Origin of the sequence: Nocardia niigatensis NBRC 100131 (assembly GCF_000308655.1) — a bacterium.
Taxonomy (GTDB): domain Bacteria; phylum Actinomycetota; class Actinomycetes; order Mycobacteriales; family Mycobacteriaceae; genus Nocardia; species Nocardia niigatensis.
This window is the reverse complement of record NZ_BAGC01000114.1, coordinates 50,558-77,394: the sequence shown is the minus strand read 5'-3', so window position 1 is coordinate 77,394 and position 26,837 is coordinate 50,558. Positions and strand designations below refer to the sequence as shown.

At 69.3% G+C, this 26,837-nt stretch carries 25 protein-coding genes and 3 pseudogenes; 15 read left to right on the top strand and 13 right to left on the bottom strand.

All coding sequences use genetic code 11. From position 1 onward, the window contains the following. Positions 1-104: 104 nt before the first annotated feature. Complete coding sequence (locus tag ON33_RS36895; protein WP_040863813.1) at positions 105-380, bottom strand: hypothetical protein; 276 nt, start codon at positions 378-380, stop codon at positions 105-107. A 279-nt stretch (positions 381-659) separates the two neighbouring features. Here ON33_RS36895 and ON33_RS44315 point away from each other — a divergent pair. Next, positions 660-972: pseudogene (locus ON33_RS44315) on the top strand (DUF4158 domain-containing protein); the annotation flags it as partial. 352 nt (positions 973-1,324) lie between these two features. Here the strand turns inward: ON33_RS44315 and ON33_RS36885 are convergent. From ON33_RS36885 to ON33_RS36865, 5 genes are all read right to left on the bottom strand, one after another. After that, a complete protein-coding gene (locus ON33_RS36885; RefSeq protein WP_040863812.1) occupies positions 1,325-2,659 on the bottom strand; it encodes a pyridoxal-phosphate dependent enzyme in 1,335 nt (444 codons plus the stop codon). 19 nt (positions 2,660-2,678) lie between these two features. Next, complete coding sequence (locus tag ON33_RS36880) at positions 2,679-4,100, bottom strand: type III PLP-dependent enzyme domain-containing protein (RefSeq protein ID WP_040863811.1); 1,422 nt, start codon at positions 4,098-4,100, stop codon at positions 2,679-2,681. After that, positions 4,097-5,347, bottom strand: a complete 1,251-nt coding sequence (locus tag ON33_RS36875; protein ID WP_040863810.1) for a heavy-metal-associated domain-containing protein — start codon at positions 5,345-5,347, stop codon at positions 4,097-4,099. The genes ON33_RS36880 and ON33_RS36875 overlap by 4 nt, the downstream gene beginning before the upstream one ends. Before the next feature lie 2 nt (positions 5,348-5,349). Then, the gene (locus ON33_RS36870) at positions 5,350-6,627 is read right to left on the bottom strand and encodes an aminotransferase class V-fold PLP-dependent enzyme (RefSeq protein WP_245551190.1); all 1,278 of its coding nucleotides are present in this window, start codon (positions 6,625-6,627) and stop codon (positions 5,350-5,352) included. Positions 6,628-6,755: 128 nt separating this feature from the next. Next, the gene (locus tag ON33_RS36865; protein ID WP_051153435.1) at positions 6,756-7,313 is read right to left on the bottom strand and encodes a DUF2599 domain-containing protein; all 558 of its coding nucleotides are present in this window, start codon (positions 7,311-7,313) and stop codon (positions 6,756-6,758) included. A gap of 237 nt (positions 7,314-7,550) precedes the next feature. Between ON33_RS36865 and ON33_RS36860 the strand changes: the two genes are divergently transcribed. After that, positions 7,551-8,015, top strand: a complete 465-nt coding sequence (locus ON33_RS36860; protein WP_245551188.1) for an HAD family hydrolase — start codon at positions 7,551-7,553, stop codon at positions 8,013-8,015. 86 nt (positions 8,016-8,101) lie between these two features. On the opposite strand, the gene ON33_RS36855 is transcribed toward ON33_RS36860, so the two are convergent. Beyond that, positions 8,102-9,832, bottom strand: coding sequence for a GMC oxidoreductase (locus ON33_RS36855; RefSeq protein ID WP_040863808.1), 1,731 nt, complete (start codon positions 9,830-9,832; stop codon positions 8,102-8,104). Between the two features lie 100 nt (positions 9,833-9,932). On the opposite strand from ON33_RS36855, the gene ON33_RS36850 reads away from it, so the two are divergent. Then, positions 9,933-10,610 carry a MerR family transcriptional regulator gene (locus ON33_RS36850; protein ID WP_040863807.1) on the top strand — a complete coding sequence of 226 codons (678 nt, stop codon included), beginning with the start codon at positions 9,933-9,935 and terminating at the stop codon, positions 10,608-10,610. Positions 10,611-10,630: 20 nt separating this feature from the next. Here ON33_RS36850 and ON33_RS36845 read toward each other — a convergent pair whose 3' ends face one another. The 4 genes from ON33_RS36845 to ON33_RS36835 form a co-directional block, all read right to left on the bottom strand. Beyond that, positions 10,631-11,995, bottom strand: coding sequence for a family 1 glycosylhydrolase (locus tag ON33_RS36845; protein ID WP_040863806.1), 1,365 nt, complete (start codon positions 11,993-11,995; stop codon positions 10,631-10,633). A gap of 374 nt (positions 11,996-12,369) precedes the next feature. After that, positions 12,370-13,695 (bottom strand): family 1 glycosylhydrolase, encoded by a 1,326-nt coding sequence (locus ON33_RS36840; protein WP_040863805.1) that lies wholly within the window; start codon positions 13,693-13,695, stop codon positions 12,370-12,372. Positions 13,696-13,702: 7 nt separating this feature from the next. Then, positions 13,703-13,846, bottom strand: a complete 144-nt coding sequence (locus ON33_RS42165) for a hypothetical protein (RefSeq protein WP_157184937.1) — start codon at positions 13,844-13,846, stop codon at positions 13,703-13,705. Between the two features lie 60 nt (positions 13,847-13,906). Further along, a complete protein-coding gene (locus ON33_RS36835; RefSeq protein ID WP_040863804.1) occupies positions 13,907-14,434 on the bottom strand; it encodes a hypothetical protein in 528 nt (175 codons plus the stop codon). 109 nt (positions 14,435-14,543) lie between these two features. On the opposite strand from ON33_RS36835, the gene ON33_RS36830 reads away from it, so the two are divergent. Together ON33_RS36830 and ON33_RS36825 are read left to right on the top strand one after the other, a co-directional pair. Beyond that, complete coding sequence (locus ON33_RS36830) at positions 14,544-15,302, top strand: hypothetical protein (RefSeq protein WP_040863803.1); 759 nt, start codon at positions 14,544-14,546, stop codon at positions 15,300-15,302. Positions 15,303-15,418: 116 nt separating this feature from the next. After that, positions 15,419-15,868 (top strand): helix-turn-helix domain-containing protein, encoded by a 450-nt coding sequence (locus ON33_RS36825; protein WP_040863946.1) that lies wholly within the window; start codon positions 15,419-15,421, stop codon positions 15,866-15,868. Positions 15,869-15,995: 127 nt separating this feature from the next. On the opposite strand, the gene ON33_RS36820 is transcribed toward ON33_RS36825, so the two are convergent. Continuing rightward, complete coding sequence (locus ON33_RS36820) at positions 15,996-16,967, bottom strand: aldo/keto reductase (RefSeq protein WP_040863945.1); 972 nt, start codon at positions 16,965-16,967, stop codon at positions 15,996-15,998. A gap of 154 nt (positions 16,968-17,121) precedes the next feature. Between ON33_RS36820 and ON33_RS36815 the strand changes: the two are divergent. From ON33_RS36815 to ON33_RS36785, 7 genes and pseudogenes are all read left to right on the top strand, one after another. Then, positions 17,122-17,316, top strand: a pseudogene (locus ON33_RS36815) (LLM class flavin-dependent oxidoreductase); the annotation flags it as partial. Beyond that, positions 17,306-17,825: pseudogene (locus ON33_RS40400) on the top strand (ABC transporter substrate-binding protein); the annotation flags it as partial. The pseudogenes ON33_RS36815 and ON33_RS40400, both read left to right, overlap by 11 nt. 421 nt (positions 17,826-18,246) lie before the next feature. Beyond that, entirely contained in the window at positions 18,247-19,779 is a 1,533-nt protein-coding gene (locus ON33_RS36805; RefSeq protein WP_051153432.1) for an ATP-binding protein, read from the top strand. After that, positions 19,776-20,210 (top strand): roadblock/LC7 domain-containing protein, encoded by a 435-nt coding sequence (locus ON33_RS36800; RefSeq protein WP_040863801.1) that lies wholly within the window; start codon positions 19,776-19,778, stop codon positions 20,208-20,210. Before ON33_RS36805 ends, ON33_RS36800 begins: the two co-directional genes overlap by 4 nt. Then, entirely contained in the window at positions 20,207-20,554 is a 348-nt protein-coding gene (locus tag ON33_RS36795; RefSeq protein ID WP_040863800.1) for a DUF742 domain-containing protein, read from the top strand. Before ON33_RS36800 ends, ON33_RS36795 begins: the two co-directional genes overlap by 4 nt. Then, positions 20,529-21,125 (top strand): GTP-binding protein, encoded by a 597-nt coding sequence (locus tag ON33_RS36790; RefSeq protein ID WP_040863799.1) that lies wholly within the window; start codon positions 20,529-20,531, stop codon positions 21,123-21,125. The genes ON33_RS36795 and ON33_RS36790 overlap by 26 nt, the downstream gene beginning before the upstream one ends. A 145-nt stretch (positions 21,126-21,270) precedes the next feature. Further along, on the top strand, positions 21,271-22,062 hold the full coding sequence (locus ON33_RS36785) for an alpha/beta fold hydrolase (protein ID WP_040863798.1): 792 nt from the start codon (positions 21,271-21,273) through the stop codon (positions 22,060-22,062). On the opposite strand, the gene ON33_RS36780 is transcribed toward ON33_RS36785, so the two are convergent. Next, positions 22,063-22,851, bottom strand: a complete 789-nt coding sequence (locus ON33_RS36780; protein WP_157184935.1) for a helix-turn-helix domain-containing protein — start codon at positions 22,849-22,851, stop codon at positions 22,063-22,065. 294 nt (positions 22,852-23,145) lie between these two features. Between ON33_RS36780 and ON33_RS38950 the strand changes: the two genes are divergently transcribed. The 3 genes from ON33_RS38950 to ON33_RS36765 are packed head-to-tail and all read left to right on the top strand — an operon-like array spanning position 23,146 to position 26,832. Next, complete coding sequence (locus tag ON33_RS38950; protein WP_051153430.1) at positions 23,146-24,327, top strand: 2-deoxy-scyllo-inosose synthase; 1,182 nt, start codon at positions 23,146-23,148, stop codon at positions 24,325-24,327. 7 nt (positions 24,328-24,334) lie between these two features. Continuing rightward, positions 24,335-25,630, top strand: coding sequence for a DegT/DnrJ/EryC1/StrS family aminotransferase (locus ON33_RS36770; protein WP_040863797.1), 1,296 nt, complete (start codon positions 24,335-24,337; stop codon positions 25,628-25,630). Further along, on the top strand, positions 25,627-26,832 hold the full coding sequence (locus ON33_RS36765; RefSeq protein WP_083869590.1) for a GNAT family N-acetyltransferase: 1,206 nt from the start codon (positions 25,627-25,629) through the stop codon (positions 26,830-26,832). The genes ON33_RS36770 and ON33_RS36765 overlap by 4 nt, the downstream gene beginning before the upstream one ends. The last annotated feature ends 5 nt before the right edge of the window (positions 26,833-26,837 follow it).

Sequence of the window (26,837 nt, the reverse complement as noted above, 5' to 3'; positions counted from 1 at the left end):
TCGGGCATCGGCTCGCCACCAGCGAACAACCCGCCCGCTACCGGCGTGCGCGAACCCCGCTGCCCGGTATGTCCGGATCGAGCTCCCGGTCCGCCCGGATCGAGTTATTCGGCGTGCCCGGACCGCGACCGGGTGATCGCGAACACCCCGATCCTGGCGGCCAGCGCCACCAGCCACAGCACCACACCGACCATGTTGAACACCGACCCGGCATCGGTATAGGTGCCGATCAGGATGGAGACGACACCCGCCGAGAAACACACGACGGTGGTGGCATGACAGACGGTCAGGGTGATGCGCAGGTCGGTAGCCTGACCCGCGGCTGGCTCGATGCTGATGGTGAAACTCCTGGCAACGCTGGTGAATTCGACCCCCGGCACCTTAGCGCCCCGAACGCCGAAGTGCAGACTCCACGAAGTTCACCGAATTCGCACGGGCCCCTGTCCCGATTCCGGTTAACCTGTTGCTCAACATGATTCGCGGTCAGGGGACCGATGCACGTGGACGTCGTCCACTAGGGGGTTCCGGTAGTAATCGCCGAAATCCAATGACGTTCGGGATGCGGCCTGGTAGAGGGTGATTCGGCGGTTTCGGACGCAGGGTGGAGGGGTTGGTGCTCGGGTTGGCAGCCGATGACGTTGGTCCGGGTGCCAGGGTTCGTGGCAACGCGGGCGTTTGCGGATGAGGAGGTGCAGCGTCTTCCGGAGTTTCCGGAGATCAGCCGGGAGGAGCTGTTCCGGTATTTCACCCTCAACCCAGCGGATCTGACGTTCGTAGCGCCGCACGGTCGCGGGGCGAGTGTGCGCCTGGGCCTTGCGGTGATCTTGTGCAGTCTGCCGTGGCTCGGATTCGTTGGATAGGGTTTCCGCCGCACCGGCGGTGGCAGTGGGCCGCTTGGCCGAGCAGTTGAATGTTGATGCGGCGCAGCTTGGTTCGTACGGCCGCCGGGCGCAGACTCGCAGTGAGCATCTGATTTCGCGTTGCTTGCCGACGCAACGATCCCGTCGGCGGGCGGGACGTTCTGCGGACAGTGTTTACAGCTGGGGTCGGGCTGGTTGCTGGGGCTTCGAGTTGATTGCTACACCGCTGACCAGATCGCCGCCGAGTTCGGCGCCACCCGCCCCACCATCTGACAGCACCTGAACGAGACGACTCCTGTAATCTCACCACACCGGATCTGACCAGGAACTACGCGAACTTCGTTAAGTCTTCGGCGATTACCAACTCGTCGCCGTCGCGCTGACCCGCCCGCGTGCGGGCCGTGTGTGGATCGTCCGGCGCTACGCGCCACCGCCGTGGCCGCGGGAATCGGCCGCCCCGTGGCTCATTCGGGTCGCGGCGCGGATTCCATGGGTTTGCCCGCGTCTCGCCACGCGGTGATACCACCCGCGAGACTGCGCGCGTCATACCCCGCGCGGCGGGCCAGCGCCGCGAAGCGCGACGAGACCTCACCGACCGGGCAGACGAAAACCACAGGGCGCGAACGCGAGAACGGGACACCCTGGGCGAGCATGTCGTCGAGCTGGTCATCGCGAATGTTCAACGCCCCGGGCACGTGCGCGATCCGGTACGCCATCGCGCCCCGGGTGTCGACGATCGTGGGTCGTGCCGTGCGATCCAGCTCCTCGAGCTCGTCGGGGGACAGGGCCGGGACCGCCGACAGTTCGGTCGCGGTCGGAGCGGGCGCGCGCCCGGGTTTGCCGAACAGTTCCGGGCGGCGCTTGCGAATGTAGGACAGGTACGGCTCCAGCCGATCGCACACGATGATGACAGCGACGAGCGGATCGGCCTGCGCGGCGGGTGGTTCCAGGTCCCCGAACAACTCCAGGGCCGCGGCGTAGGTGGCGCCGCTGGTGGGCCCGGCGAGCACACCGTGCGCGGTGGCCAGCTCGAGCGTCGCGTCGACCGCGCGCCCGGCCTCGATCGCCAGGATGTGGTCGTAGAACTCGGGCTGGAACAACCCCACATCCCACATCTCGGTCTCCGAGCGGATGCCGGGAATGAAATCGCTGCGCTCGGACACCACCGCGATGGACTTCAACTCCGGATTGTGTTTGCGCAGAAACGTCGCCGTGCCGCGGGTCGACCCGGTGGTACCCAGCCCGCCGACCAGATAGTCGACCCGGGTGATGCCATCGCGCGCCAGATCCTCGTGGATCTCGCGTCCGGTCCCGTGATGATGCGCCTCGATGTTCTTCTCGCTGGTGTACTGCGAGGGGTGATACCAGGCTCCGGGCGTGCGGGCCATGGTCGATTCGATGACCGAGTACACGTCGTTGGGCGCGGTCGGATCCGGGCACTCCGACAATCCGGGCAGCTCTTCGATGTCGGTGCCCAGCAGCTGCAACAACTCCCGCACCTCGGCGACCTTGATCCGATTGGTCACCGCCCGCAACCCGATCCCGTGCACGGACGCCAGAATGCGCAGCGCCTTCGCGGTATTGCCGCTCGACGCCTCGATCAAGGTCTGCTTCCGGGCGACGATATCGTCCAGATCATCGCGGATCATGCCCCACGCCACCCGATCCTTCACCGAGCCGAACGGGTTGTAGAACTCGAGCTTGGCGTAGAGCTCCACGTGCGCGAGCCCGTGCACGGCCGGATCCAGCCGCAGCAGCGGGGTATTGCCGATCAGCTCGGTGATGTGGTCGTAGCGCATCAGTGCACCTCGTGTCGCTTCAGGGCAGCTCGTGCCGGTCGACGTCGCGGCACACCGAGAACGTCCCGGACCGCTGCGCCACCACCAGTTTGGGCGGCACCGGATGCATCGACGCACGCGCTGCCGACAAATCCATGTGGTAGGCGCCGGTATTGGGGAAGACCACAAAATCCCCGGGCGCGGGCAGCCGCGGCAGCCACACCTTGTGAGCGGTGATCAGATCCCGCTCCAGGCACAGCCGCCCGGCCAGAAACACCCCCACCGCGCCGGCATTCACGCGCTCCCGGCCGTGGGCGGGCACCAGGATCGGGTCCACCATCACCTCCTGATCGGCCGGGGTGACGGTGTCGCGGCTCAGATCCAGATTCACCAGGGTGCTGCCGTCGGCGGTCTCCTTCACGAATTCCACGCGCGCCACGGTGATCCCGGCATGGTCGGCCAGCGCCTTGCCCGGTTCCAGCCAGATCCCGATCGAGTTCTCCCCAGCCAGCTGTGCAAAAGTGCGGCCCCCGTGGGATTCCAGCCCCGTATCCAGCAGGTCTGCCAGCATGCGGTCGGCACTCACAATGTTGGCGTATTTGTGAAAAACCGGTGTCCCGTGCACGACGCCGCTGTCGAGCTGGAACCCGAAGGTGTTGCCGCCCCATGTCATCGGCTCCCCGCGCCCCACCAGCGATTCCCGCAGCGCGTGCACATACGCATCGAACGCATCCGCGTCCGCGGTGAACACCTGCCGGAAACCGCCGCCGACATTCAGCACCGACGGGCAGAGCCCGTACCCGTAGGCGCGCTCGGTCAAGGCCAGGCAGCTCTCCACCGCCCGCACCCGCTCGGCGGGTTCGCCCGAATCCAGGTGAAAGGCGAACCCGCGGAACTCGATCCGCTCCCTGTGCTCTGCCAGCAGCGCCAAGACCGTGTCGATACGATGAAGGGGCACCCCGAACCGGCTCACCGCCGTCCCCGCGAACCCGCACACCCGCACCAGGACCGGCACCCGGGTGTCCGCCAGCGCCGCAATGCGTTCCAGCTCCCACACATTGTCGACGTTGATCGTCACCCCGCTGCCCACCAGCTCCCGCACGAACCTCTCACCCTTGGGCCCGGTCACCTCGATCCGCTCCGGCTCGAAACCCGCCTTCAGCGCGCTGTCGAGCTCCGCCGCCGAGGCCACATCGATGCCGGCGCCCGCGGCCCGCGCCGCGTCCACGAACGCCCGCGACTGATTCACCTTGTGCGCGTAGCAGATCCGGAACCCCCGCACCCGCGCCGCCAGCTCGGCCCGCAGCCGTTCCAGGTTCTCGGCGAACACCTGCGGGAACACCAGATGCGTCGGTGACCCGAACTCGGCCACCGCCTCGGCGATCGCGCCCGGCGTGGCCACGAATTCCCGCACCAGCGCATGCATCTTCGCCGGCAGTCCCGGCGGGGCGGCAGCGGTCATACCGCGGACTCGGTGGCCGCGGGCGCCACCGCGGTCGGGTTGTAGCCGCTGTCGCGCAAGGCCTCGAACACGCGATGGCGGTTGCGGGGACTGCGGAACTCCGCCACCACCCGCTTGGTGATCAGATCGATGTCCTGCACACCCACGCTCATCGACTCCAGCACCCCGGTGATGGTGCGGATGCAGTGCTTGCAGGTCATGTCCGGCACGTAGAACACCCGGTCCTCGGCGGCGAGTTCCGCGGTGTCCGAACCGGTATCGGGTGCCACCTCGGCCACGGTGACCCGCTCCACCATGCGAATGAACACGTCGGTGAACCTGTCGATGACCACCGGCAGGATGCTGTAGTGCTCCCCGTCGAGCTGATGCGGCATGGCCGCCAGGCACGCCGGTCGCGTCCCCGGCGGCAGCAGGGCGTACTGGCGCGAGATCAGATCGAGCTCGTCGTGGTACTTGGTGATGGCCGCGGCCACGCTCAATCCCTCGGTGTGGGTGGCGCGGCGCATGACCCGGTGCGCGTCCTCGATGGTCATGTCCTTCATCGCGCGTAGCGTTGCCACCGTATCCGCCGAATACCGCACGGTCCCATCGGGTTGGGTGGTCAGGGTCGCCGCGATCATGCCGCGCCGGTAGCTCGAGGCCTGCAGCTCCCAGTACCAGCGTGTCGCCACCGCCCCGTAGATTCCCGAATCCCGCATGCCGGCCGCGAATTCGGCCGGGGTCCGATACGGCGTCCAGCGGGCCAGCAGCGCGTGCTGGGCCAGCGCCCGCCCCGCCGCCTCGATGCCCACCCGGAAGATCTCGAACGGCTCGTGATCGGTGGTGGTGCCCTCGAGCACCGCCTCGTCGCGCGGGCTCAGCTCCGACATGCGCAGCGCCAGTGCGGTATCGGCCTGCAGCGCGTGCCACAGCGTCAGCACCGTCTCACGCATGGCGATGGGCACGATCGGACCCAGCCCGCCCACGCGGTAGTGCCCGGTATTGGGGATGCCGTCGCTGTCGGTCCAGGCGATGCGATGGGTCGCGCTGGTCACCTGGTCGGCGCGGCACGGCCGCATGAAGCGCTCCAGATACAGTCGCTGCGACAGCGTCAGATGCGAGCCGGGCTCCGACTGCAGTGTCGCGCACGTGTATTCGACCCGCCGCGGCGGTGGCAGCACCGGGGGCGCGCCCAATCCGGGCCGGGCCAGGGCGGCCAGCACCCGGGAGGCGGCACGCCGGTCGTAGCGGGGTTCGGAGCCGGACATGGTCAAGAGACCTCCTCGGCAATCGTGGCGACACACTCGGTGAACCGGTCGATCTCGTCGAAGGTGTTGTAGACGTGGGTGCTGACCCGCACCGAATCCTCGTCCATCCCCACATCGTCGACGGGCACACAGTGCGCGCCGGTGCGGACCAGGAACCCCAGCTCGCCGAGCACGAACCCCAGATCGGCGGCGCTGATCCCGTCCAAGGTGAAAGACACGATCCCGTACGCGGTTTCGCACGGCGCGTACGCCGGACCCGGCAGGAACTCCACGCCCGCAATCGGGCGGAGGCCCGCGATCAGCCGCAGGGTCAGGGCCCGATTGTGGTCGGCGACAGTGTCCAGACCCAGCTCGCCGAGCACCTCGAGGGCCGCGCCCAGCGCCAGGATGCCGGGGATATTGTGCGTGCCGCCTTCGAGCAACTGCGGCATGGAACCGGACACAAGCCCCGAATCGCCCAGTGACACCGCCGAATTGCCGCCCGGCAGGAACGGGGCCAACTCCACGTGACGTCGCCGTCGGCAATACAGCACACCGGTCCCGGGCGCCCCGAACATCTTGTGCGCGGAGAACACCGCGAAATCCGCGTCCAGCTCCGCCACCCGCACCGGCAGATGCCCGCCGGACTGACTGCAGTCGAAACACAGTGCGATCGCCGGATCGATGCGCCCGCGCAACTCCTCGAGCGTGGTCAGCGCCCCGAACACATGATGCAGATGCCCGACGGTGATCAACCGGGTGCGGGGCGTGATACGCGCTGCCACATCCTCGATATCGGCCTCACCCAACGCGGTGACCCGATACGGCACCAGCCGGATCGTGCGCCCGAACCCGCGCAGCAGCTGCCGCAGATGATGCCACGGATACACGTTCGAGGCGTGATCGCGTGGGCTGTAGAGGATTTCGTCGCCGTTGCGCAGATTCGCCAGGCCCCACGCCAGCGCCACCGCGTTCAGCCCGGCCGTGGACCCGGCCGTGAACGCCACCTCATCCGGTGCGGCCCCGATGAATTCGGCCATTCGCGCGCGCACCGCCTCGATGCGGTGGGTCAGGCTGCTGGCCCACGGGTAGGTGCCGCGCCCGGCATTGGCGGTGCGCTCACTGTGATAGCGGTGCACCGCGCGGATCACCGGCAGCGGCTTCTGGGTGGTGGACGCCGAATCGAGGTAGACGTCGGAGGTTTCGGCCAGCGCGGGAAACAGTCCGCGCAGGTCCGGGCGCGCCGGTCCCCGGGCGGCGGGCGGCGTGGGCGTAGAGCTCGCGGCTGCGGAGGCGCGCACCGGAACCCTCCCTCCCAGGAGTTCGCGCTGGACGCCACCCACGATACGCACATTTACCGGAGCGCTCGAAGGTTCTCGCGGACAACCGGTTTCGTCGGTGCGCCATTGTTACCGCGCCGAACGGCTACTCAGCGCTCGGGTCCGCCCGGATTGCACAGCGCCGTCACCGTCGCGCCATAGCCCACCGCGGGCCGCCACGGCTCGAGATTCCAGCTGATCTTGTCGGGTGTCACCGCACGCGCCCACTCCCAGTGGCAGCGGAACTGGTCGTACATGCCGGGGGTGTCGGCTTCGGGGGCGGAGGTGAGCACCTCCTGCCAGGCCCGCCCGAGCGCGGCGGGGAAAGTGTCGGCGCGCCCGGCCGGGGTCGGGTAGACGCGCAACCGGCGCCCGTCGGAGTCGTCGGTCCACTCGGTGTGGTCGATGAGGTTCTGATCCGGGAAGGGATCGGCCGTCGGCACTCCCGGCGCGGTCGCTGCGGCCGATCCCGTGGGCTGGGGTGTGCCGGTGGCCGGGGCGGGCGCGGTGGGCTGTGCCGCGGCGGCCGTGGAGGGGTGGGGCGCCAGCGTCAGCGAACTCACCACCACCGGCGGCGAATCCTCGGCTGCCCCGCAACCGGTCAGTACCAGTGCCAGCGCGAGCACGGGCGAGCCACCCGCGAGTTTCCAGCGCTGCCGCATGGGCATTCGACCCTTTCATTCGATTCATCCGGCCTGGATCCGACGCTACCAGCGGCGATCACGCGCGCACTGTACTCGCGAGTAGATAGGAACTTGGGCGTTCCGAATTCCCCTGCGCTGGTGCATTGGCCCAGACAGCACCTACGATGTCACGCGCAGGGCGGTTCGTGAAAGAGGGGACCGTCCGGCACCCTTGGTACCGGATGGTTGCTGACTGGCAGGGGAACAATGAACGCTGCGACTGTGAAATTGCTTGTGTGGGAGTGCGACAACACCCTGTGGGACGGGGTGGTCTGCGACTCCACCGCCGGCGCGCTGCGCGCCGAGGCCGCGCGCTCGCTGCGCATCCTCAACGAGCGCGGCGTCATGCACGCCGTCGCCTCCCGCGGCGAATGGGCCTGGACGGTAGAGCAATTGCGCCGCCACGGCGTGGCCGAGCGCTTCGCCGCCGTCGAGGTCGGCTGGGGCCGCAAGTCCGCGGCCATCACCCGCATCGCCGAGACCCTGGGCGTGGGCCTGGACCAGGTCGGCTACATCGACGCCGAACCCCTCGAACGCAGCGAGGTCGCCCACGCCCTGCCGCAGGTGCGCTGCTACGCCGCCCGCCACGTGGATGTGCTTGCCGCGCTGCAGGAATTCCGCGCCCCCGTCGGCGCCGTCCCGCCCCCCACCTCACCGATGGGCTTCGCGCACATCCACGCTCACTGACTTCCACGGCGGGCGGCTGACCAGCGCGAAAAGCGCAGGCCCGCCGATCGGAGCGATCGACGGGCCTGCGCCGTAGCGGGTGTGGATCAGGCCGGGGTGGATTCGGTCCCGCCACTGCGGATCTCGACGATCGGCAGCACCAGGGCCGCCGGGGCGCTCGCCGGGACCATCGGCTGCACCGGTGCAACGGGTGCAATGCGGGAGTACCCGGCCGCCTGCGACGGGCGGGTGTCGGCCTGGCCCTTGTTGGGCCACAGCGCCGCCGCGCGCTCGGCCTGCGCGGTGATGGTCAGCGACGGGTTCACGCCCAGGTTCGCCGAGACCGCCGCACCGTCGACCACGCTCAGGGTCGGGTAGCCGTAGACGCGGTGGTAGGGGTCGATGACACCGTGGTCGGCGTCCGCGCCGATCGCCGCGCCACCCAGGAAGTGCGCGGTCATGGGGATATTGAAGACTTCACCCCAGGAACCGCCCGCGACGCCGCCGATCTTGTCCGCGACCGCGCGGGTGAACTGATTGCCGACCGGGATCCAGGTCGGATTCGGTTCGCCGTGGCCCTGTTTGGAGGTCAGCTTGCGCCCGAAAAGGCCGCGCTTGGTGTAGGTGGTGATCGAATTGTCCAGATGCTGCATGACCAGCGAGATGATGGTGCGCTCACTCCAGTTCCGCACCGTCAGGAACTGCAGCAGTGTCAGCGGATGCAGCAGCACCGTCCACAGGAACCGCAGCCAGCGCGGGATCTTGCCGCCGCCGTCGACCATGAGCGTCTGCAGCAGGCCCATCGAATTGGAGCCCTTGCCGTAGCGGACCGGCTCGATATGGGTGTCGGGGGTGGGGTGGATGGAGGAGGTGATGGCCACGCCCCGGGTGAAGTCCACATCCGGGTTCACCTTGCGGGTCGCCGCGCCGACGATGGACTCGGAGTTGGTGCGGGTCAGCACGCCCAGCCGCGGCGAGAGCTGCGGTAGCACACCCTTGTCTCGCATGGCGAACAGCAGCTGCTGGGTGCCGCGGGTGCCCGCGGCCAGCACCACGTGCTTGGCGGTGTAGGTCTTGGGCTGCTTGCGAAGCCACGCACCGGTGCGCTCGGTCTCCACATCCCAGGTGCCGTCGGGCAGCGGGCGCACGGTGGTGACGGTGGTCATCGGGAAGACCTGCGCGCCACCCTTTTCCGCCAGGTACAGGTAGTTCTTGACCAGGGTGTTCTTGGCGTTGTGGCGGCAGCCGGTCATGCACTCGCCGCATTCGATGCAGCCGGTGCGGTCCGGGCCCGCGCCACCGAAGAACGGGTCGGGCACCGTCTTGCCGGCCTCGCCGAAGAACACGCCGACCGGGGTCTGCACGAAGGTGTTGCCCACGCCCATGTCCTCGGCGACCTGCTTGAAGATCTCGTCGGCGGGCGTCATATGCGGGTTGGTGACCACGCCCAGCATCTTGCGGGCCTGGTCGTAGTAGGGCATGAGTTCGTCGTGCCAGTCGGTGATCTCGCGCCACTGCGGGTCCTGGAAGAACGGCGCAGGCGGCACATAAAGGGTGTTGGCGTAGTTCAGCGAACCGCCGCCCACGCCCGCGCCCGCGAGAATCAGGACATCGCGCAGCGGGTGAATGCGCTGAATCCCGAAGCAGCCCAGCTTCGGCGCCCACAGGAACTTGCGCAGATCCCAGCTGGTGTCGGGGAGCTGATCGTCGGTGTAGCGCTGCCCCGCCTCGAGCACACCGACGGTGTAGCCCTTCTCGGTCAGGCGCAGTGCGCTCACACTCCCGCCGAATCCGGACCCGACGATGAGCACGTCGAAATCGGTATCGCGTTGGGTCATGGGATCTCCCTTGTCGTCGTCGACAGTGTGGCGGCGGTTACGCTAACGCGGACAGTTGTGGCTGTCAACGTCCGCCGGTGGCGGTATCTATGCTGTTCGGGTGGATCGATACAGCCGTCTGCAACTCGCCGAACTCAGCGGGGTCGCCGCCCGCACCATCCGGTATTACCACTCGGTCGGCGTGCTGCCCAGGCCCGGACGGTCCGGCAAGGAAGCGGTCTACGGTCCCCAGCACCTCGAACGGTTGCGCGCCATCATCGCCATGCAGGGGCGCGGGCTGCGCCTGGACGCGATCCGGGAGGTGTTCGAGGCGGAGGTGCCCGGGGACGGGGACTGGCGGGAGGTCTTCGATCCGCGCTACAGCGCCGGGGCCGACACCGGCACGATCCTCGACGACGACGCCCTGACCGAATTGCTCGGCGATCGCCGCCCCGAGATCCTCGACGATCTGCTCGCCGCCGGCTACCTCGAACGCCTCGGCGAACGCTGGCGGGTCCCCGAACCGGCCATGCTCACAGGCGCGCTCATCCTCTACGACGTGGGAACCGACATCGCTCTGTCGGGTGTGCTGCGCAAGCTGATTCGCACCCACATCGCCGTCCTGGCCGACGAGATGATCCGCGTCATCCGCGAGGCCTCGGGCGTGGAGTACACCGGCGAGAGCCTGGACCTGGACCTGGATCGCTTTCGCGACCGGTTCCAGGCCGCGGCCCGCGAGGTCGGCGGGGCGACCCTGGCGGAGGAGATCGAACGCGCGGTGCGGAAGCGCGATCGCTGACCCCCGCCGCGGCGGCCGAATCAGGAGGCGGGCGCCGCGGCCGCACTCGGGATGGTGACGGGGGAGTCGCAGCTGGCCGGTGGATCCACCAGGTGGCATTCCGACGGGAAGCGCACCGGCTCGTAGCCCGACGGCACGCCACCGGCCTTGATGATCTGGCGGTAGGTGTCGACGGCGTCGGTGGGCTTGCGCGTCAGGTTCGGGTCGGTGCGCACGTCGACGGTGTAGAGACCGAAACGCGGTGTGTAGGAACCCCACTCGTAGTTGTCGGTGAGACTCCAGTAGTTGTAGCCGATCAGGTTCATGCCGTCGGCCTTGGCGCGCTGCAACCAGTAGACGGTGTCGCGCAAATGGTCCGAGCGGGTGTAGCCGTCGACGCGGGGCTTGCCGTCCTCGGTGGGCATCCCGTTCTCCACCACCCACAGCGGCTTGCCCGGGAACTTCTGCGAATAGTGTTGCAGCGCATAGTAGATGCCCTCGGGCCGGATGGGCAGCTCCCACATCCCGGGTGGCGGGGCGGCCGAACCGTCGGGCAGGTTGACGGCATTGGACTTGGGCGCGTCCAGGCCGAAATAGTAGTCCACGCCGATGAAGTCGAGCTTGTCGCCGATGCGCTCCATGAGCGGGCCGTTGACCTGTGATTCCGAACCCGCCACATACCCGACATTGCTGGTGACCAGGGCCTTGGGCTGCACCTGGTGGATGTAGTCGTAGATCTGGTTGTGCACGTCGGCGACCTTGTCGAGCATCTCGTCGGCGTCGGTCTCGTTCTGGCGCACCTCGTGCATGATGTAGGCGACGGGCTCGTTCACCGTGACCCACACCGGATTTCGCGAGGTGTAGCGGTCGACGACCTTGCGGGCGTTGGCCAGCCAGTCCTCGACCATGTCCGGATTGCGCCACCCGCCGCGGTCGGCCTCCCAGCCCGGATACACCCAATGGTCCAACGTCAGCATGGGTTTCATGCCATTGGCCACGATGTCGTCGACGAGGCGGTCGTAGAAGGCGAAGCCGTCCTCGTCCCACACCCCGGGTTCGGGCTGCACCCGTGCCCATTCGATGCCGATGCGGAACACCTTCGAGCCCAGGCTCGCGGCCAGGGCGATGTCGCTGGGGTAGCGGGAGCGGAAGTCGATGGAGTCGCGGTAGCGGTCCCAGCCGGGGTTGTTGTCGATGTAGTGCGTCCAGTTGCTGTCGGGCGCATGCCCCTCGGACTGGAATCCGGACGCGGCCACACCCCACAGGAACTCCGCGCCCAGGCTGCCTCGGGTGCCGCCCGCGGCCGGGGGCGTGGCCGGGGTGGCGTGGGCGACGCTCACGACCGGCAGCAGCGTCGCGGCGGTGGCGATCCCGGCCAGGACGAGGCGGTGCAGACGTCGGCGCATCGGGGCTCCTCCTCCGGGACGGGTGGTCGGAATGTCCCGAATCGGAGCGTAGCTGTCGATTAACTGAATGTCGGGGCAGCGGCGGGCGTGTCGCGGTGTGCGACAGATCTCCCGACGCCGGCCGGCGTCGGATTAGCCGGACCGGAAATCCCGAGCGCGGCTCTCACCAGCCGCTTCGCCCGGCAACGGCCGATCGTCGCTGTCGGAGCGGCCCGGCCCGCGCCTACCGTTCCAGACGTACCGGCCTGTGGCCCAAGCAGTTCCACGAGGGGGAGTCACAGTCCGGTGCAACCAGCCAGCGACGAGAAATCCCGTGTCAACGAACGGACGGCCGGGATACGCGCGCTCACCGCGGCGGTCGAGCGTACGCCGGGCTAGCGCGGCAGGGTGACCGGGTCGGCGCAGCTATCGAGGGCGTCGACCAGCGAGCAGGTCGCGGGCAGACGGGTCGGCAGGTAGCCCGTGGGCACCCCGGCGTCGCGGGCGATGGCGCGGTACGCGTCCACGGCGTCGGTGGGACGGCGCGTCAGGTTCGGGTCGGTGCGCACGTCGACGGTGTAGAGACCGAAACGCGGTGTGTAGGAACCCCACTCGTAGTTGTCGGTCAGGCTCCAGTAGTTGTAGCCGATGATGTTCATGCCGTCGGCCTTCGCGCGCTGCAACCAGTAGACGGTGTCGCGCAGGTCGTCGGCGCGAGTGTAGCCGTCGGCGCGGGGTGCGCCGTTCTCGGTGGGCATGCCGTTCTCGACGATGTAGAGCGGCTTGCCGGGGAACCGGTGGGTGAAGTAGCGCAGCGTGTAGTACAGGCCGTCGGCCTGCAGCGGCAGCTTCCACAGCGCCGAGGAGGCGAAATTGGTGTACTCGGCGGCCGTGTCCGGGGACAGGCCGTAGTAGTAGTCGATGCCGACGAAGTCGAGCTTGGCCGCGATCGCATCGAGCATGGCGCCGTTGACGATCGGGTCCGCGGCGGGCACATAGGCGACATTGCTGGTCACCATGGCGCCGGCCTGGCGGGCGTGGATGTAGTCGTAGATGCCGTTGTGCGCCTGCGCCAGCCGCGCCTGCATGGCCGGGATGTCGGCGGCGGGCAGCCCGCCGTTGCGGACCTCGTTCATGATGTAGGCGAAGGGCTCGTTGATGGTCACCCACATCGGATCGTCGCCGGCGTAGCGGTCGACCACCGTGCGCATGTTCGCCAGCCAGTCCTCGACCATCCCCGGATTCGCCCACCCGCCGCGATCGGCCTCCCAGCCCGGGTAGACCCAGTGGTCCAGAGTGATCATCGGCCGCATCCCGGCCGCCCGGATGGCGGCGATCACCTTGTCGTAGAAGGCGAAACCGTCCTCGTCCCACACCCCCTGCCGCGGCTGCACCCGAGCCCATTCGATGCTGAGTCGGTAGGTGTTCACGCCCAGCTCCGCGGCCAGCGCGATATCGGCGGCATACCGGTCGAAGAAGTCGACGCTGTCGCCGTAGCGGTCGTAGTCCGAATGCGTCTCGACGTACCGGCGCCAATTGCTGTCGGGCGCATGGCCTTCGTTCTGGAACCCCGCCGAGGCCACACCCCAGTGGAAGTCCGCGCCCAGCGCGGGCAGGCTCGCCGGCGGGGGCGCCGCCGCGGCCAAGGTGCCGCCGGTGAGCAGTGCGGTGGCGGCGGTCGCGAGCATCACGATGGCATGACGGCGGGAGTGCGCGCGCATGGGCTCCTCATTCGGCGGGCAGCGAATCGGGCAGGCGTCCGGCATTATTGCCGACGCGCGCCCACACAACCCATGGTTCGACCGAATAGTCCGGTTCGGGCGCGGCGTCGAGATAACGGGAGGCTAACGCGCCCGCGGTCAGATCCGCCAAAACCACCCACCCCGTGTCGCGCAGCAGGCGAATGACCGACGCCGAGGCCGCGGGTGATGCTCATTCGGCGGGCTGGTCGTCACCCGGGTTCGGGCCCCAGCCGGGCCGACCTGGGCGGTGCTGCTCGTGTTCATGGCGGCCGCCCCTGTGTCCGGGTCCGCCGAACGGCCGGCCCGGAATGTTCGGCATGCCAGGCATATTCGGCCAGTCGGGCATCTCGGGCATGGGTGGCACCTGGGGCATCGGCGGCATCTGCGGCATGGGCGGGAGGGAAGGGGCGGGCGGGATGGTGAGACCGGCAGCCGGACCGCCGAATCGCTGGAAGGCGGCTTGGCGTGAGGTGCCGAAGATTTCGCCGATCTCGGCCCAGGTGCGCCCCTCGTCCCTGGCCTGCCGGACCAGGGAACGCAGAACGTCGTCGACGACGCCGTCGAGGCTGCGGGCCGCGCGCAGGGCCGCCATCACCGAGGGGGCGGGCTTGCCGTCGCTGGGGCGTAGCACCTCGGCGACGAATTCGGCATTGGTGGACAGCAGTTTTGCCAGGACCACGCGTTCGTCAGCGGTGTCTCCGTGGCGGGAATCACTCATGTGTAAATGCTGCCTTTACATGAAATGCGCTGTCAAGGAACAATTTACGCGTTTCGCGGATACTGATCATTAGCTGAAAGAGAGGCGGTGTGTTTGCCACCGCTATAACGTGTTCGTCAGTGATCAGGAGGTGCAGGGTGAGGACACCGACAACATGACCGATCCGGAGAGAGGCGCGGCCGAACACGAGCTGTTCGAGCTGGTCCGCAAGGCTGGATTCGAGGGGCCGGCGTGGAAACTGCTGGCGGACAATCTGGTTCGCCACGCATTGGCGGTGCTGGGGCCGTGGGTACGCAGCGGCTGGATTTTCTCGGTCGCCGAGCAGAAACGCATGCCGCTACGCCCGACCACCCAGGAACGCCTGCTGGTGGAGACCCGCTTCGCCGAGGACTTCGTACAGGAGACCGTCACCCGCGCGCTCGAGCGATTCCGCCGCAATGCCCGCGACGGCGACGGCTGGAACGCCGAGAGCGGCCTCGGCCTCGGCAGCTACTTCATCGGCGCGTGTGTGCTCGCGTTCGTGGACCTTTTCCGCCGTTGCCGCCGCACCGGCGATCTCTACCAGTTCCAGGCCGCGGCCTCGGTGGCCGTCGTGACCGAGGCGGGCCCGGACCTGATGGAGGTGCTGGCCTCCACCGAGGACGTGGCCGGCTCGGTGGTGGACCGGCTCGCCTTCCGCAGCCGCCTGACCGGGCTCGGTGACCGCGACCGGGGTCTGGTGTGGGGCAAGGCCATGGGCCTGACCGCCCCTGAGATCCAGCACCTGTTCGACTTCCCGTCGGTGGAGGCCGTCGAACAGTGCTGGGCCCGAACGAAAGGCGACCACGGCTGGATGACCGGCCTCGACGGCAAGGAGGCGGCCGAATGAGCCCCGACCACGCCCCGGACCCGATAGCGCGCATCGCCGAGCTGCTCGAACAGTCCTCACTGAACGAGCCCGCGCTGCACCGGCTCTACGCCCGCATCCCGCATCGCGCCGCCGAACTGCACGCCACCCGCACCGCCGTCCGCGTACCCGTCGCGGGACTGGCGACCCGGCTGAACAGGCTCTTCGAGACCGTGTACGCCCCCGGCGCGCGCCCGCACACCAATTCCGAGGTGGCCGCCCAGCTGACCGCGTGGGGCCATCCCATCTCCAAGCCCTATCTGAGCCAGCTGCGTTCGGGTGTGCGCACCGACCCCTCCCGCGAGACGATCGCCGCGCTGGCCCGCTTCTTCCGGGTGCGGCCGGACTATTTCGCCGACGACGCCTACACCTCCACCGCCGACCGGGACTACGCACTGCTCGCCCAGCTGCAGTTCGACGGCCTGCGCACACTGTCGGTGCTGGCCTTCGATCTGAGCGAGGAGTCCCAGAACCTGCTGACCGCCATGGCCGATCGCCTGCGCGTCACCGAACGCCTGCCGGAGGTGGGCGCCGGCGGGGCCGATTGACCGCCGAACCTCGCCGCATCTGATATCCGAAATATCCTGCGGCGAGCCGGTCCCGCGTATCGCAGCCAGCAGCTCCGCATGCCGGTTCGAGCCTGGTGACCCTGCTCTCCCGGCCGGGCGGCCACGACTAGGCGTTGCGCGTCGTGGAGGGCGCGGCGAAGGAGGTGCGGTCACCCGACCACGCCTCGGGCGGGACCAGCTTGTCGAGTTCGACGAGATCCTCGGCGCTGAGCTCGACCGCGGCGGCCGCGGCGTTCTCGAGGATGCGGGCCGAGTGGCGGCTGCCCGGAATGGGCATGACGTCCGACCCCTGTGCCAGGAGCCAGGCCAGCGCCAGCTGACCGGCCGAGATCCCCAGGCGCGCCGCCAACTCCCGCAGCGCCGACACCTGCGCGAGGTTCTCGTCGAGATGCTGGCCCTGGAAGCGCGGGTCGTTGCGGCGGAAGTCGCTGTCGGCGACGGTGGCCGAATTCAGTGTGGCCGTCAGCAATCCGCGGCCGAGCGGACTGTAGGGCACGATGCCGACCCCGAGCTCGCGCGCCACCGGGACGATGTCGCGCTCGGGCGCACGCCACAGCATCGACCACTCGAACTGCACCGCGGCGATCGGGTGCTCGGCGACCGCGTCCCGCAGCTGCTGCGGGGTGGCCTCGGAAATGCCCAGGTGCCGGACCTTTCCGGCTCGCACGAGTTCGGCCATGGCCCCGACGGTCTCGGCCACCGGTACCGCCGGATCGATCCGGTGCAGGTAGTACAGGTCGATCACCTCGCGCCCGAGCCGCGCCAGCGACTCCTCGCAGTACCCGCGCACATGCTCGGGCCTGCCGTCGAGCCCCACCCCCGCCTCGGTCCGCACGATCCCGAACTTGGTGGCCACCAGGGCGTCCGTGCCCGCCAGCGCCTGCCCGACCAGCCGCTCGTTGTGCCCACGGCCGTAGCTCATCGCCGTATCGAACACGGTGATCCCCGCCGCCACCGCATCCCGGATGGCCGTCGCGGACTCCGCGTCATCGGCCGCCCCGTAGCCCTGGGAGAAACCCATACATCCCAGGCCGACCGCCGACACCGTCAAACCGTCCCCGAGCCGCTGTGCACGCATGCCGCCCATCGTGTCAGCCGGGCGCGCACCGGGCCAATCGGAATCTCGATGGAATCCATTGGCTGCCAAATGGATCGGAGTTCAGTCGGCGGCGCAGCGGGCCGCGATGTCGGCCGCGGTGACCTTGGCCAGATCGACCAGGAACGGCAGCCGCCGGGAGATCGAGCAGGGCTGGGCCTTCGTCGACCGCGATGCCGCCAACCGCGCCGCCCAGGGTGATTCGGTGGGAGCGGCCCGCATCCGGGGCTGGGTGCCCGAAACCATCACCGGCTACCGGGATCTGGAGGTCGTCCCCAATGTCCGGTGCGGGTTCAGCCTGATTCGCGGCGGCCCGGCCTTCGGTCTGGTTGTTCGCCGTCGACGGCTATGACTTCATCGGTACCGGATTCACCCCGCCGATCACCGCCCTGGGCAACGATCGCGACATCGTCTACGTCGGCATCTCCGGCCCGCGCATCGAGAACGGCCGGCTGTCGCCCTGGCCGGCAGCGAATCGAGACCGTCGCCGATCTGAAGGGCAAGCGGGTGGGCATCGCGAATGGCTCCTGGCAGACCACACTGCTGCTGTTCGCCCTGGACCGCGCCGGACTCGGATGGGCCGATATCGAACCGGTCGACACCGATATCCGCGATGGAAATCTGCTGTGCACCGCCGACCTCGACGCCGGGGAAGCGGCCCAGCGCGGGCGGCCGTTCGGCGTCGGCCCGGTCACCGCGGAGTTCCTCGACGAGCAACAGCGCGGGGCCGATCTGCTGGCTGCCAATGGTTTGCTGCCCGCGCGGATCGATGTTCGCGCGGCGGTCCTGCCCTGGATCGCGGAGGCGATCGCCGCCACCACGGCGGCCGTCGCGCGCTGACATTCCGTGCCTGATTACTGACGGCCCCCAGGAGTCGCGCCCGTCTCTGCGTGGCGTGCGGTGGAGACGATTTGCTGAACGCGGTCTCCGCCGTTTGCCACGCGGCGCTCTGCTGTGGAAACCAGATGGTTGCCGGGGGTGGAGGCATGGCGGTGGGCGGAGGGGCCGGGCAGGGGGCGGGCGGAGCCCGGCCTGATGGTCGGGTGACCAATTGGCAGGCTGCGGGCGTCGCGCGTGAGCCGCCCGGCCGCCCGGGTTCTCTCACAGCGGGGATTCGGCGTGCAAAGCCTGGTGAAATGCTGTGAGCTGCACGGGCTCCGGGTTGCGGTTTGCTCGGAGATACCGAAAGGTTAGGGGAGACAGACGATTCTGCTATGGTGGCTCCGCCGATTTCAGGATCGGCCGGACGACAAGAGAATTGATGAATCAAGACAACGCCGTGCTGCTTTCCTGGGTTCTCGCCGCCGCGCTTCTATTCGCCGTGGTCGGGCTGCTGTATCTGTGGCGCGCTGTGCGCGCCGAACGCGGGCGGGTTGCCGCCCTGCGCGCGGAGCAGGCCGAACGCGATGTCGCGGTCGAGAACATGATCGTGAACCTGACCGAGAACGTCGTGCCCGCCATCGGCGCCGCGGTACGTCGCTCCGACCCCGAGAATCCCACCGTCGACCTGCCGATCGTGCTCGAGCAGTCGCGCATCGCGGAACTGGTGTGGCAGTGGACCGCCCGCTGTGGCGAGGAACTGCAGAAGGTGGCCGCCGAGACCCGTGACCGGGTCCGCCGCGAGGCCGAGACCGAGGTCCAGCTCGCCGTGGCGTCGGCCGAATCCGAGCGGGAGACCGCGGTGGCCCAGGCCGAGGAGATGGCTCAGCTGGCCATCGCCCAGGCCGAGGAGGCCGCACGCGTCGCCGTCGCGCAGGCTGGAGAGGCCTCGCGCAGCGCGATCGCCGACGCTGCCGACAGTGCCCGCGCCCAGGTGGAGGGCTCGGCCCGTGAGGCCACCTCCGCCGCGGTGCGCGCCTTCGGCGCCTCGGTGGTCAGTCTGGGCGCCGACGTCAGCCAGGTGCTCAGCGCCGCGCTGCGCCAGCACCGCAATGACGAGACCTTCGAAACCCTCACCCGGATCGACCATTCCGTCCAGCAGATGATCCGTCAGGCGCAGTCCTACGTGATCGTCTGTGGTGGCCTGCCCGGCCGACGCTGGCCGCAGCAGACCCTCACCGATGTGGTGGGCGGTGCGACCGGTCGCGTGCGCGACTACACCCGCGTGCGCGCCACCGAGCTGGACCGCCCGGTCGTCAGCCGCGTGGTCGAGCCGCTGGTGCACACCGTCGCGACCCTGCTCGACAACGCGCTGCGCTACTCGCCGCCGACCTCCTACGTGGACATCGGCTTCCAGGAGGGCCACCACGGCATCACGGTGATCATCGACGACGCCGGTGTGCGTATGAACCCCGAGCAGCTCGAGGAGACCCGCCGCGTGCTCGCCGGCGACCAGATCGTCGACATCCACGCGCTGGGCCCGACCCCGCGCGTCGGATTCCCCGGTGTGGCCGCGCTCGCGCGCCGCTACGGCTTCTCCGTCTACATCGACGGCCCCAACATGTACGGCGGCATGCGCGCCATGGTCTTCATTCCGGAGGCCCTGCTGGCCGCGCCCGCCCCGACCCCCGTGGCCGTCGCCGCCCCGACCCCCGTGCCGGCGCCCGCCCGGATTCCGGCACCCGACCCGGAACCCACGGTGGTGGCCATGGACTCGGTGCCTCAGGACCTCACTGCAGGCGGCCTGCCCAAGCGGCGCCGTCGCTCGGCGTCGGTGTCGGTGGCGGCACCTGTGCGCCCGGTCGTCGTGGATGATGAGACATCCGCGCGACCCGATATCGCCGCTGCCTGGCACAGCGGCTCCCAGCGCGGTCGAGCGGCCGCGTTCGAGCACTCCGAAGGGATGACATCGTGACCGGTACGCCCGCGACGGCCGTCAGTGACACCAACCGGCTGGCCTGGTTGCTCGACGATCTCGAAGCGCCGGGGGTCCGGTTCGCCGTCCTGCTATCAGAGGACGGCCTGCGCATCGCGCACACCGGCGGGGTGAGCGTCGACGACGCCGAGCGTTTCGCCGCGGCCGCCTCCGGCCTGCGGGCCCTGGGCAAGGCGCTGGCCGAATTCTGCGGCGGCACCACCGACAACGCCGTGCGCCAGAACATGACCGAGTACGCCGACGGGATGATCTTCATCACCGCCGCCGGAGCCGGTGCGCTGCTGGGTGTTTCGACCACCCAGGACGTGGATGTCAGCCTCATCGCGCACCGGATGAACGAACTGGCCGTGCGGGTCGGGCGTGAGCTCGGCAGTATGTCGCGGACCAGGACAGACCTGCCGCGCGCATGAGCCGGCCGCGGCGCGACCCCGATCTGGTCCGGGCGTATGTGCGCACCGGCGGCCGATCGCGCCCTACCCGGGTGCTGGATCTGGTCAGTCTGGTTGTCGCGGTGGCCGATCCGGCCCCCGGCGCGTCACCCGACGCCCGCCGCATTCTGCAGCTCGCCCGCCGCGGGGTGCTGACGTTGGCCGAACTGGCGGCCTATCTGGACCTGCCGCCCTCGGTCGTGAAGATCCTGGTGGCGGATCTGCTGGACAGCGGTCACCTGGCTGTCCCGACTCCGGTGGAAGCACTACCGGGTCAAGCCCTCTTGGAGGAGGTACTAGATGGACTCCGCGCTCTCTCCGCATGAGCGCGTCGTCGACTATGTGCCGGAGACCGTCACCCGCACCGTGAAGTTGCTGGTGGCGGGGAACTTCGGCGTCGGGAAGACCACGTTCGTGGGCAGTGTGTCGGAGATCCGGCCGCTGCGCACCGAGGAGACGATCACCGAGGCCAGCGTCGGCGTCGACGATATGGCCGGGCTGCCGGGCAAGACCACCACCACGGTGGCCATGGACTTCGGCCGCATCACCTTGAATCCGCGCCTGGCGCTGTACCTTTTCGGCACGCCCGGCCAGCGCCGCTTCGTGCCCATCTGGGAGGACCTGGCCGTCGGCGCGCTGGGCGCGCTGGTGCTCGTCGACACCCGTCGGCTGGAGAAGGCCGACGAATCGCTGTCCATTCTCGAGGAACGCGGCGTGCCGTACGCGGTGGCCGTCAACGACTTCGACGGTGCGCCCAAGCACCCGCTCGACGAGGTTCGCGATGCGCTCGATCTGGACCAGAGCACGCCGCTGATGCGGCTCGACGCGCGGGACCGCAATCCCTGCCTGCAATCGCTGATCACCCTGGTCGAATATCTGCTGGAGCCGCGCGTCTAGCCGTATTTTCCACGGGCAGAACATAATTCGCGGTGAAAGGTCCGGCCCGCCCGACTTCGTGACGCATCTCGCAAGCCCGTCCATCCGGGCCGGAATCTGCGCTACGGTGAGCGCTTCCTGCAGGGCGAAGCGAAAGAGTTTCGGAATGCCGTTTGCGAGTCGCGGGTCGGTCAAGATCCACTACACCGATACCGGCGGGCCAGGGCCGGCGGTGGTGTTCGGGCACAGCCTGTTCATGGATCAGGAGATGTTCGCCCCGCAACGGGACGCGCTCGCACCCGACTACCGGATCATCGCCATCGACTCGCGCGGGCACGGCGCCACCGAGGACGACGACACCCCGTTCAGCTACTGGGATCTCGCGCGCGACGCCTGGGCGGTCGCGGACGAGCTGGGCCTCGAGCGCGTCGTGGTCGGCGGGGTCGCGCACGGCGGGTTCACGGCCGTGCGCATGGCGCTGCTGGCCCAGCCCCGGGTAGCGGGACTGATCGTGATCGGGTCCAGCGCCGACGCCATGACCCCGCAGCGGCGCGCCGGATACCGTGAGGTGCTCGACATGTGGGCGAGCAGCGCGATGCCGGGTCCCACCATCAGGATGGTGTGCTCGCTGATGATCGGGGCCACCGCCGCCGATCAGCAGCCGTGGCGGGCGAAATGGGCCACCGCACCGCGCAATCGGGTGCGGCTGGCGGGCGAATGCCTGGTCAATCGCGACTCGGTGCGCGAATTGCTCGGCGACATCGGCTGCCCGGCCCTGGTGATCCGCGGGCTCGCAGATCAGGCCACCAGCGCCGAGGAGGTCGCGGAACTGGCTGCCGCGCTGGGCAGTCCGGCTCCGGTGCACACCATCGCCGGGGCCGCCATGACCCCGAACCTCACCCATGCCGACGAGGTCAACGCGCTGCTGCGCGACTTCCTCGCCGCCCTCCCGTCCTGATCAGGGCTCGACCAGCCCCAGGAACAGCTGATGCGCCGGGCCGGGCGCGGTGCCTCGATAACGCTGCACCCGCACGTCGAACACGGTGGCGGTGCGTGGGTTGCGCAGCGTGAAGGCGGGGTCGTGGCGTCCGATGTGCACATGTCCTTCGGTCCACAGCCGCCGGAAGTCGGGCTGCTCGCCCAGTTCCCGCAGCAGCCGGTCGATATCGCCGCGGTCGCGGCCGCCGGCGGCGTAGGCGCGGAAACGCCCGACCATCAGCCGGGCCTCGCGCTCCCACTCCTCGACCACGATCCGCGCCCGCGGGTCGGTGAACATCCACCGCAGCACGTGTCCCTGCCGCGACAGTCCCGGCAGCGCCGCGTCGAAGGCACTGTTGCAGGCCACCACATGCCAGCCGTCGTCGAGCGCCGCGGCCAGATGCGGCAGCAGCGCGTCCAGCAGCGTCCGCACCGCGCTCGCCGCCGGATCCCCGGCCCGCAGGGCACGCGTGGATGATGCGGCCGGACGCTGCTGGGCCAGGTGGTAGAGGTGGATGCGTTCGGCCACATCCAGTTCCAGCACCGCCGCCAGCGAATCCAGAATGGCCGGGCCGGGATTGAGCGCCTCGCCCTGTTCGATCTTGGCGATGTAGCCGAGGCTGGCATGGGTGGCCTCGGCCAGCTGTTTCCGGGTCAGGCCCGCGGGATGCCTGCCGGTGGCCCGGGCGCGCCGCTCGCGCACGAACTCGGCCAGGGTGGGCGCGCGCAGTTCCTCGGCGGTCAACAGCCCGAATTCGTTGTCGGCCAACGGCATCCCCTCGACAGATCGGCGTCCCTCCACCCTAGGTGCCCGCCCGCCGCCGGGCGGGGTGGAACGACGAGCCGGGGTGCCCGGATCCGGCGGTACCACCGCCGGTGGTGGTGACGCGACAACCTGTTTCGCGCAGTGGTGCTCGCGAATTCGCCTGCTCATGACTGGGGTCTCCCAGCGGTTGCCAAGCGGGGAGCGCGCATTCGATATTGGCCGTGCGAGGGACGGCAGCGGCGCCGGCCGGGGGAGTCGACGGGGGATATCGGCGAATGGCGAGGAGCGGCACCGGAAATGGCGTTCAATTCATTGTCGGGCGACGAATCGGGGCTGCGGTCGCGCCCGATAGTGATAGGGGAACAATCGTTTCCCTATTATTTCGGCCGCGACTGCGTCCCCGAGATCGGCGCGGCCATTGCCGCGCTGGGCGCGGACCGGCTGGTATTCGTCACCGACGACGACGTACTGGCCCGCTACGGCCGTGACATCGACCGGCTGGCCGGCTCGACTCCGTCGCTGGTCCTCTCGCACCCCTCCGGCGAGTCCATGAAGACGCTGACCTGCCTGTCCGGTCACCTGGAAACCGCACTGCGCGCGGGCATCACGCGCCGCTCGGTGGTGGTGTCCTTCGGCGGCGGGGTCCCCGGCAATCTGGCCGGGCTGATGGCGAACCTGCTGTTCCGGGGCATCCGGCTGGTGCACGTGCCGACCACGACCATCGCGGCGATGGATTCGGTGCTCTCGCTCAAGCAGGCGATCAACAGCGGTGTGGGTAAAAACCATCTGGGGACCTATTACGCGCCGGAGGCGGTTTTCACCGACGTCGACTTCTTCGCCACTCTGCCGGAGCGTGAATTGCGTTCGGGCCTGTGCGAAATGGCGAAGAACTGCCTCGCCATCGACCCGGCATCCCTGCCCGGATTGCGGACGGTGATCGGCGATATGACCGCACCGAATTCGCTGCTGTGGCTGCTGAACGCCAGCATCGCCGCGAAATCCGCGGTCACCCGGGACGACACCTTCGAGCGCGGTGCCGGGCTGGTCCTCGAATACGGACACACCGTCGGTCACGCCATCGAGATCTGCGACCACCGGGTGCGCGGCGCGACGGGATTGCCGCACGGCGCCGCGATAGCGCTGGGAATGGTGGTGGCCGCACACATCTCGCACGCGCGCGGCCGGCTCTCCGACGACGAGGTCAGCGTCCACTACGAGATCGTCACCGGCCTGGGCGTGGAACCCGCGCTGCCGGATTCGGTGAGCATCGACGATGTCCTCGCGGTCGTCGCCGACGACAACAAGAAGGGCTATCTGCCGCCACAACACGACGCGGTGCCGTTCGTGCTGCTGCGCGCGCTCGGCCGGCCCGAGCGCACCGGCGACCTGCCGCTGGTCCCGGTGGCGGTCCGCGAGATCCGCGCCGCCCTCGACGTGATCGCCCAGCCGTCGGCGTCCGCACCGGTCGTGGTCGGGTAGGGCCGGCATGCTCGCGATACACGGCGGCACGCCGGTGCGCTCGGCCCGCCCGTGGCCGCGCTGGCCCCGGTACGACAACCGCACCGCGGCGGAACTGCTTGCCGCGCTGCATTCTTCGCGCTGGTCGGTGACCTGGTACAGCGCGCAGGGCGGCAAATCCCGGGAGCGGCTGTTCGGCGAGGCGTTCGCCCACTACAACGGCGCCGAGTACGGGGTCAGCGTCGACCACGGCTCGAGCGCCCTGGTCATCGCCCTCGAGGCACTCGGCATCGGACCCGGCGATGAGGTGCTCGTGCCCGCCATGACCTGGGTCGCCCCCGCCACCGCGGTGCTGCGGGTGGGCGCGGTTCCGGTGCTCGTCGATGTCGACCCCGCCACCGGCTGCCTCACCGCCGAGCAGCTCAGCGCCGCCGTCTCGGCGCGCACCAGGGCGGTCATCGTGGTCCACCTGGCCTGTACCGCAGCCGAACTCGACCGGATCACAGCCGCCGCCGACGCGGCCGGGCTGGCGTTGATCGAGGACTGCTCGCAGGCCCACGGCACCCGCTGGGCCGGACGGGCGGTCGGCACCTTCGGCGACATCGGCGTCTTCAGTCTCGGGGCGGCCAAATCCCTGGCCGCCGGGGAGGCCGGGGCCGCCATCACCGGCAGCGGCGAGCTCTACCGGCGAATGCTCATGCTGCGCGCCGACTCTCGCGGTTACACCGACGACGGCCCCGCGCCGGGGCAGTACGAGCTCGTCGAGCACGGCACGATCATGGGCGCGAACTACTGCATGTCCGAGCTGACCGCGGCGCTGCTGCTCGATCAGTTACCGCGCCTCGACGACCAGCACGCGACGCGGGAGACGCGCGCCAACGAAATGGAGGCAGGACTGCCGGGCATTCCCGGTCTGGCACCCATCCCGGTACCCGTGCCCGTGGATCGGCGAGCAATCTACGAGTACGGAATCCGGTTCGAGCCGGGTACTTTCGGGGAAGCGACCGTCGACCAGGTGGCCGCGGCCCTCACCGCCGAACTGGGCACCAAGGTGTATCCGCCGCGCGTGCCCCTGCACCGCAGCGCCCTGCTGCGCCCGCACACCAAACCGCGCTTCGCCCGCTGGTGGGCCGATGCCGTCGAACGGGCCGCCGGGCGCCCCTTCACCGGCGCCGACCACTACCGCGACCACACCCTGCTGCTGCACCACAGCGTGCTGCTCGGCCGGCGCGGCGACATCGACGACATCCTCACCGCGCTCGACAAGGTGCGCGCCCACGCCGCCGACCTGCCCGCGCACCCCGACCCGAAAGGCATGGCATGACATCGGAACTCATGGCGGACTGGGAGAGCCGCGTCATCGACGGCATCATCACCCGCCGGGCCGTCGACTCGGACTGGGAGGCGTTGCGCGGCCGTTACGCCCGCGCCTTCGGCGGAGTGAAGACCCACGACTTCGAGGCCTGGAAGCGGCAGTTCCGGCTCGAGGACATCGCCGTGGTCGAGGACGTGTCGGTGGCGCGGGAGCCGCGCATCGTGGGTACTGCCGCGATCATCCGCACCACGGTGACCGTGCCCGGTGGAGAGCAGCTGTCCGTCGCGGCGTGCGCGCAGGGCATGGTCGCCACCACCCACCAGAAGCGGGGCATCTACGCCAAGGTCCAGGCCGAACTCATGACCATCGCCATGGAGACCGAGGCGGATGTGCTGGCCGCGATGCCCGGCCCGGGCGGCAGCTACGCCTACGTCGGGGTGACCACCCACACCCGGCACCTGCGCATCGACCGAGCGCGCGCGAAACTGCGTGTCTCCGAGCCCGATTCGGCATCGGTGCGGGAGGTCGGACTGCTGGAATCGGTGGGGGAGCTGCGCCAGATCTACGCGCTGTGGCAGCAGGCCACCCCGGGAGCGCTGGATCGCGGCGAGTCCTGGTGGGCGAGCGCCATCGGCCCGCACTCGTTCATCATCGTGCACCCGGACGGGTACGTCATCTACGACCTGGCCGGGAACACGGTGCTGGTCAAGGATTTCTGCGCGCTCACCGTGGCCGCGCACCGGGAACTGCTGCGCTGTCTGCTCGGGCAGGGCGAGTACACCGAGATCCGGATGGACACCGCGCTCGACGACCCCACCCCGCTGCTGCTCGAGGACTCCCGCGCGGCCTCGGTGACCGGGATCGACGCGGGCCTGTGGACGTGGATCCTGAACCTGCCCAAGGCCATCGCGTCACGGGAGTTCCGTGGCGATTTCCACGGCGTGGTCGAGGTCGCCGATCCCTGGGGACTCAGCACCGGCACCTATCTGCTCGAGGTCGCCGGCGGTCGCGGGAGCTGGTCACCCGTCGAGGGGGCCGCCGCCGATGTCCGCATCGGACCGCTGGAGCTCACCACCGCCTACTTCGGCGCCCACACACTCGGCGAGCTCGCGCGCGCCGGCCGCGTCGAAGACCTCACCGCCGGAGCCGTCGAGGCCCTGGACCGCGCCTTCACCCCCGCGCGGAAACCGTTCAACAACACGCCGTTCTGATCGAA

Excerpts from the sequence above, each read along its gene's own strand:
- ON33_RS36820 (WP_040863945.1), bottom strand. The coding sequence starts at position 16,967 with ATGCGTGCACAGCGGCTCGGGGACGGTTTGACGGTGTCGGCGGTCGGC.
- ON33_RS36855 (WP_040863808.1), bottom strand. The coding sequence starts at position 9,832 with ATGACCCAACGCGATACCGATTTCGACGTGCTCATCGTCGGGTCCGGA.
- ON33_RS38950 (WP_051153430.1), top strand. The coding sequence starts at position 23,146 with ATGGCGTTCAATTCATTGTCGGGCGACGAATCGGGGCTGCGGTCGCGC.
- ON33_RS36885 (WP_040863812.1), bottom strand. The coding sequence starts at position 2,659 with ATGCGCTACGACCACATCACCGAGCTGATCGGCAATACCCCGCTGCTG.
- ON33_RS36835 (WP_040863804.1), bottom strand. The coding sequence starts at position 14,434 with ATGAGTGATTCCCGCCACGGAGACACCGCTGACGAACGCGTGGTCCTG.
- ON33_RS36805 (WP_051153432.1), top strand. The coding sequence starts at position 18,247 with ATGAATCAAGACAACGCCGTGCTGCTTTCCTGGGTTCTCGCCGCCGCG.
- ON33_RS36785 (WP_040863798.1), top strand. The coding sequence starts at position 21,271 with ATGCCGTTTGCGAGTCGCGGGTCGGTCAAGATCCACTACACCGATACC.
- ON33_RS36880 (WP_040863811.1), bottom strand. The coding sequence starts at position 4,100 with ATGACCGCTGCCGCCCCGCCGGGACTGCCGGCGAAGATGCATGCGCTG.
- ON33_RS36845 (WP_040863806.1), bottom strand. The coding sequence starts at position 11,995 with ATGCGCCGACGTCTGCACCGCCTCGTCCTGGCCGGGATCGCCACCGCC.
- ON33_RS36875 (WP_040863810.1), bottom strand. The coding sequence starts at position 5,347 with ATGTCCGGCTCCGAACCCCGCTACGACCGGCGTGCCGCCTCCCGGGTG.
- ON33_RS36865 (WP_051153435.1), bottom strand. The coding sequence starts at position 7,313 with ATGCCCATGCGGCAGCGCTGGAAACTCGCGGGTGGCTCGCCCGTGCTC.
- ON33_RS36840 (WP_040863805.1), bottom strand. The coding sequence starts at position 13,695 with ATGCGCGCGCACTCCCGCCGTCATGCCATCGTGATGCTCGCGACCGCC.
- ON33_RS36790 (WP_040863799.1), top strand. The coding sequence starts at position 20,529 with ATGGACTCCGCGCTCTCTCCGCATGAGCGCGTCGTCGACTATGTGCCG.
- ON33_RS36770 (WP_040863797.1), top strand. The coding sequence starts at position 24,335 with ATGCTCGCGATACACGGCGGCACGCCGGTGCGCTCGGCCCGCCCGTGG.
- ON33_RS36795 (WP_040863800.1), top strand. The coding sequence starts at position 20,207 with ATGAGCCGGCCGCGGCGCGACCCCGATCTGGTCCGGGCGTATGTGCGC.
- ON33_RS36765 (WP_083869590.1), top strand. The coding sequence starts at position 25,627 with ATGACATCGGAACTCATGGCGGACTGGGAGAGCCGCGTCATCGACGGC.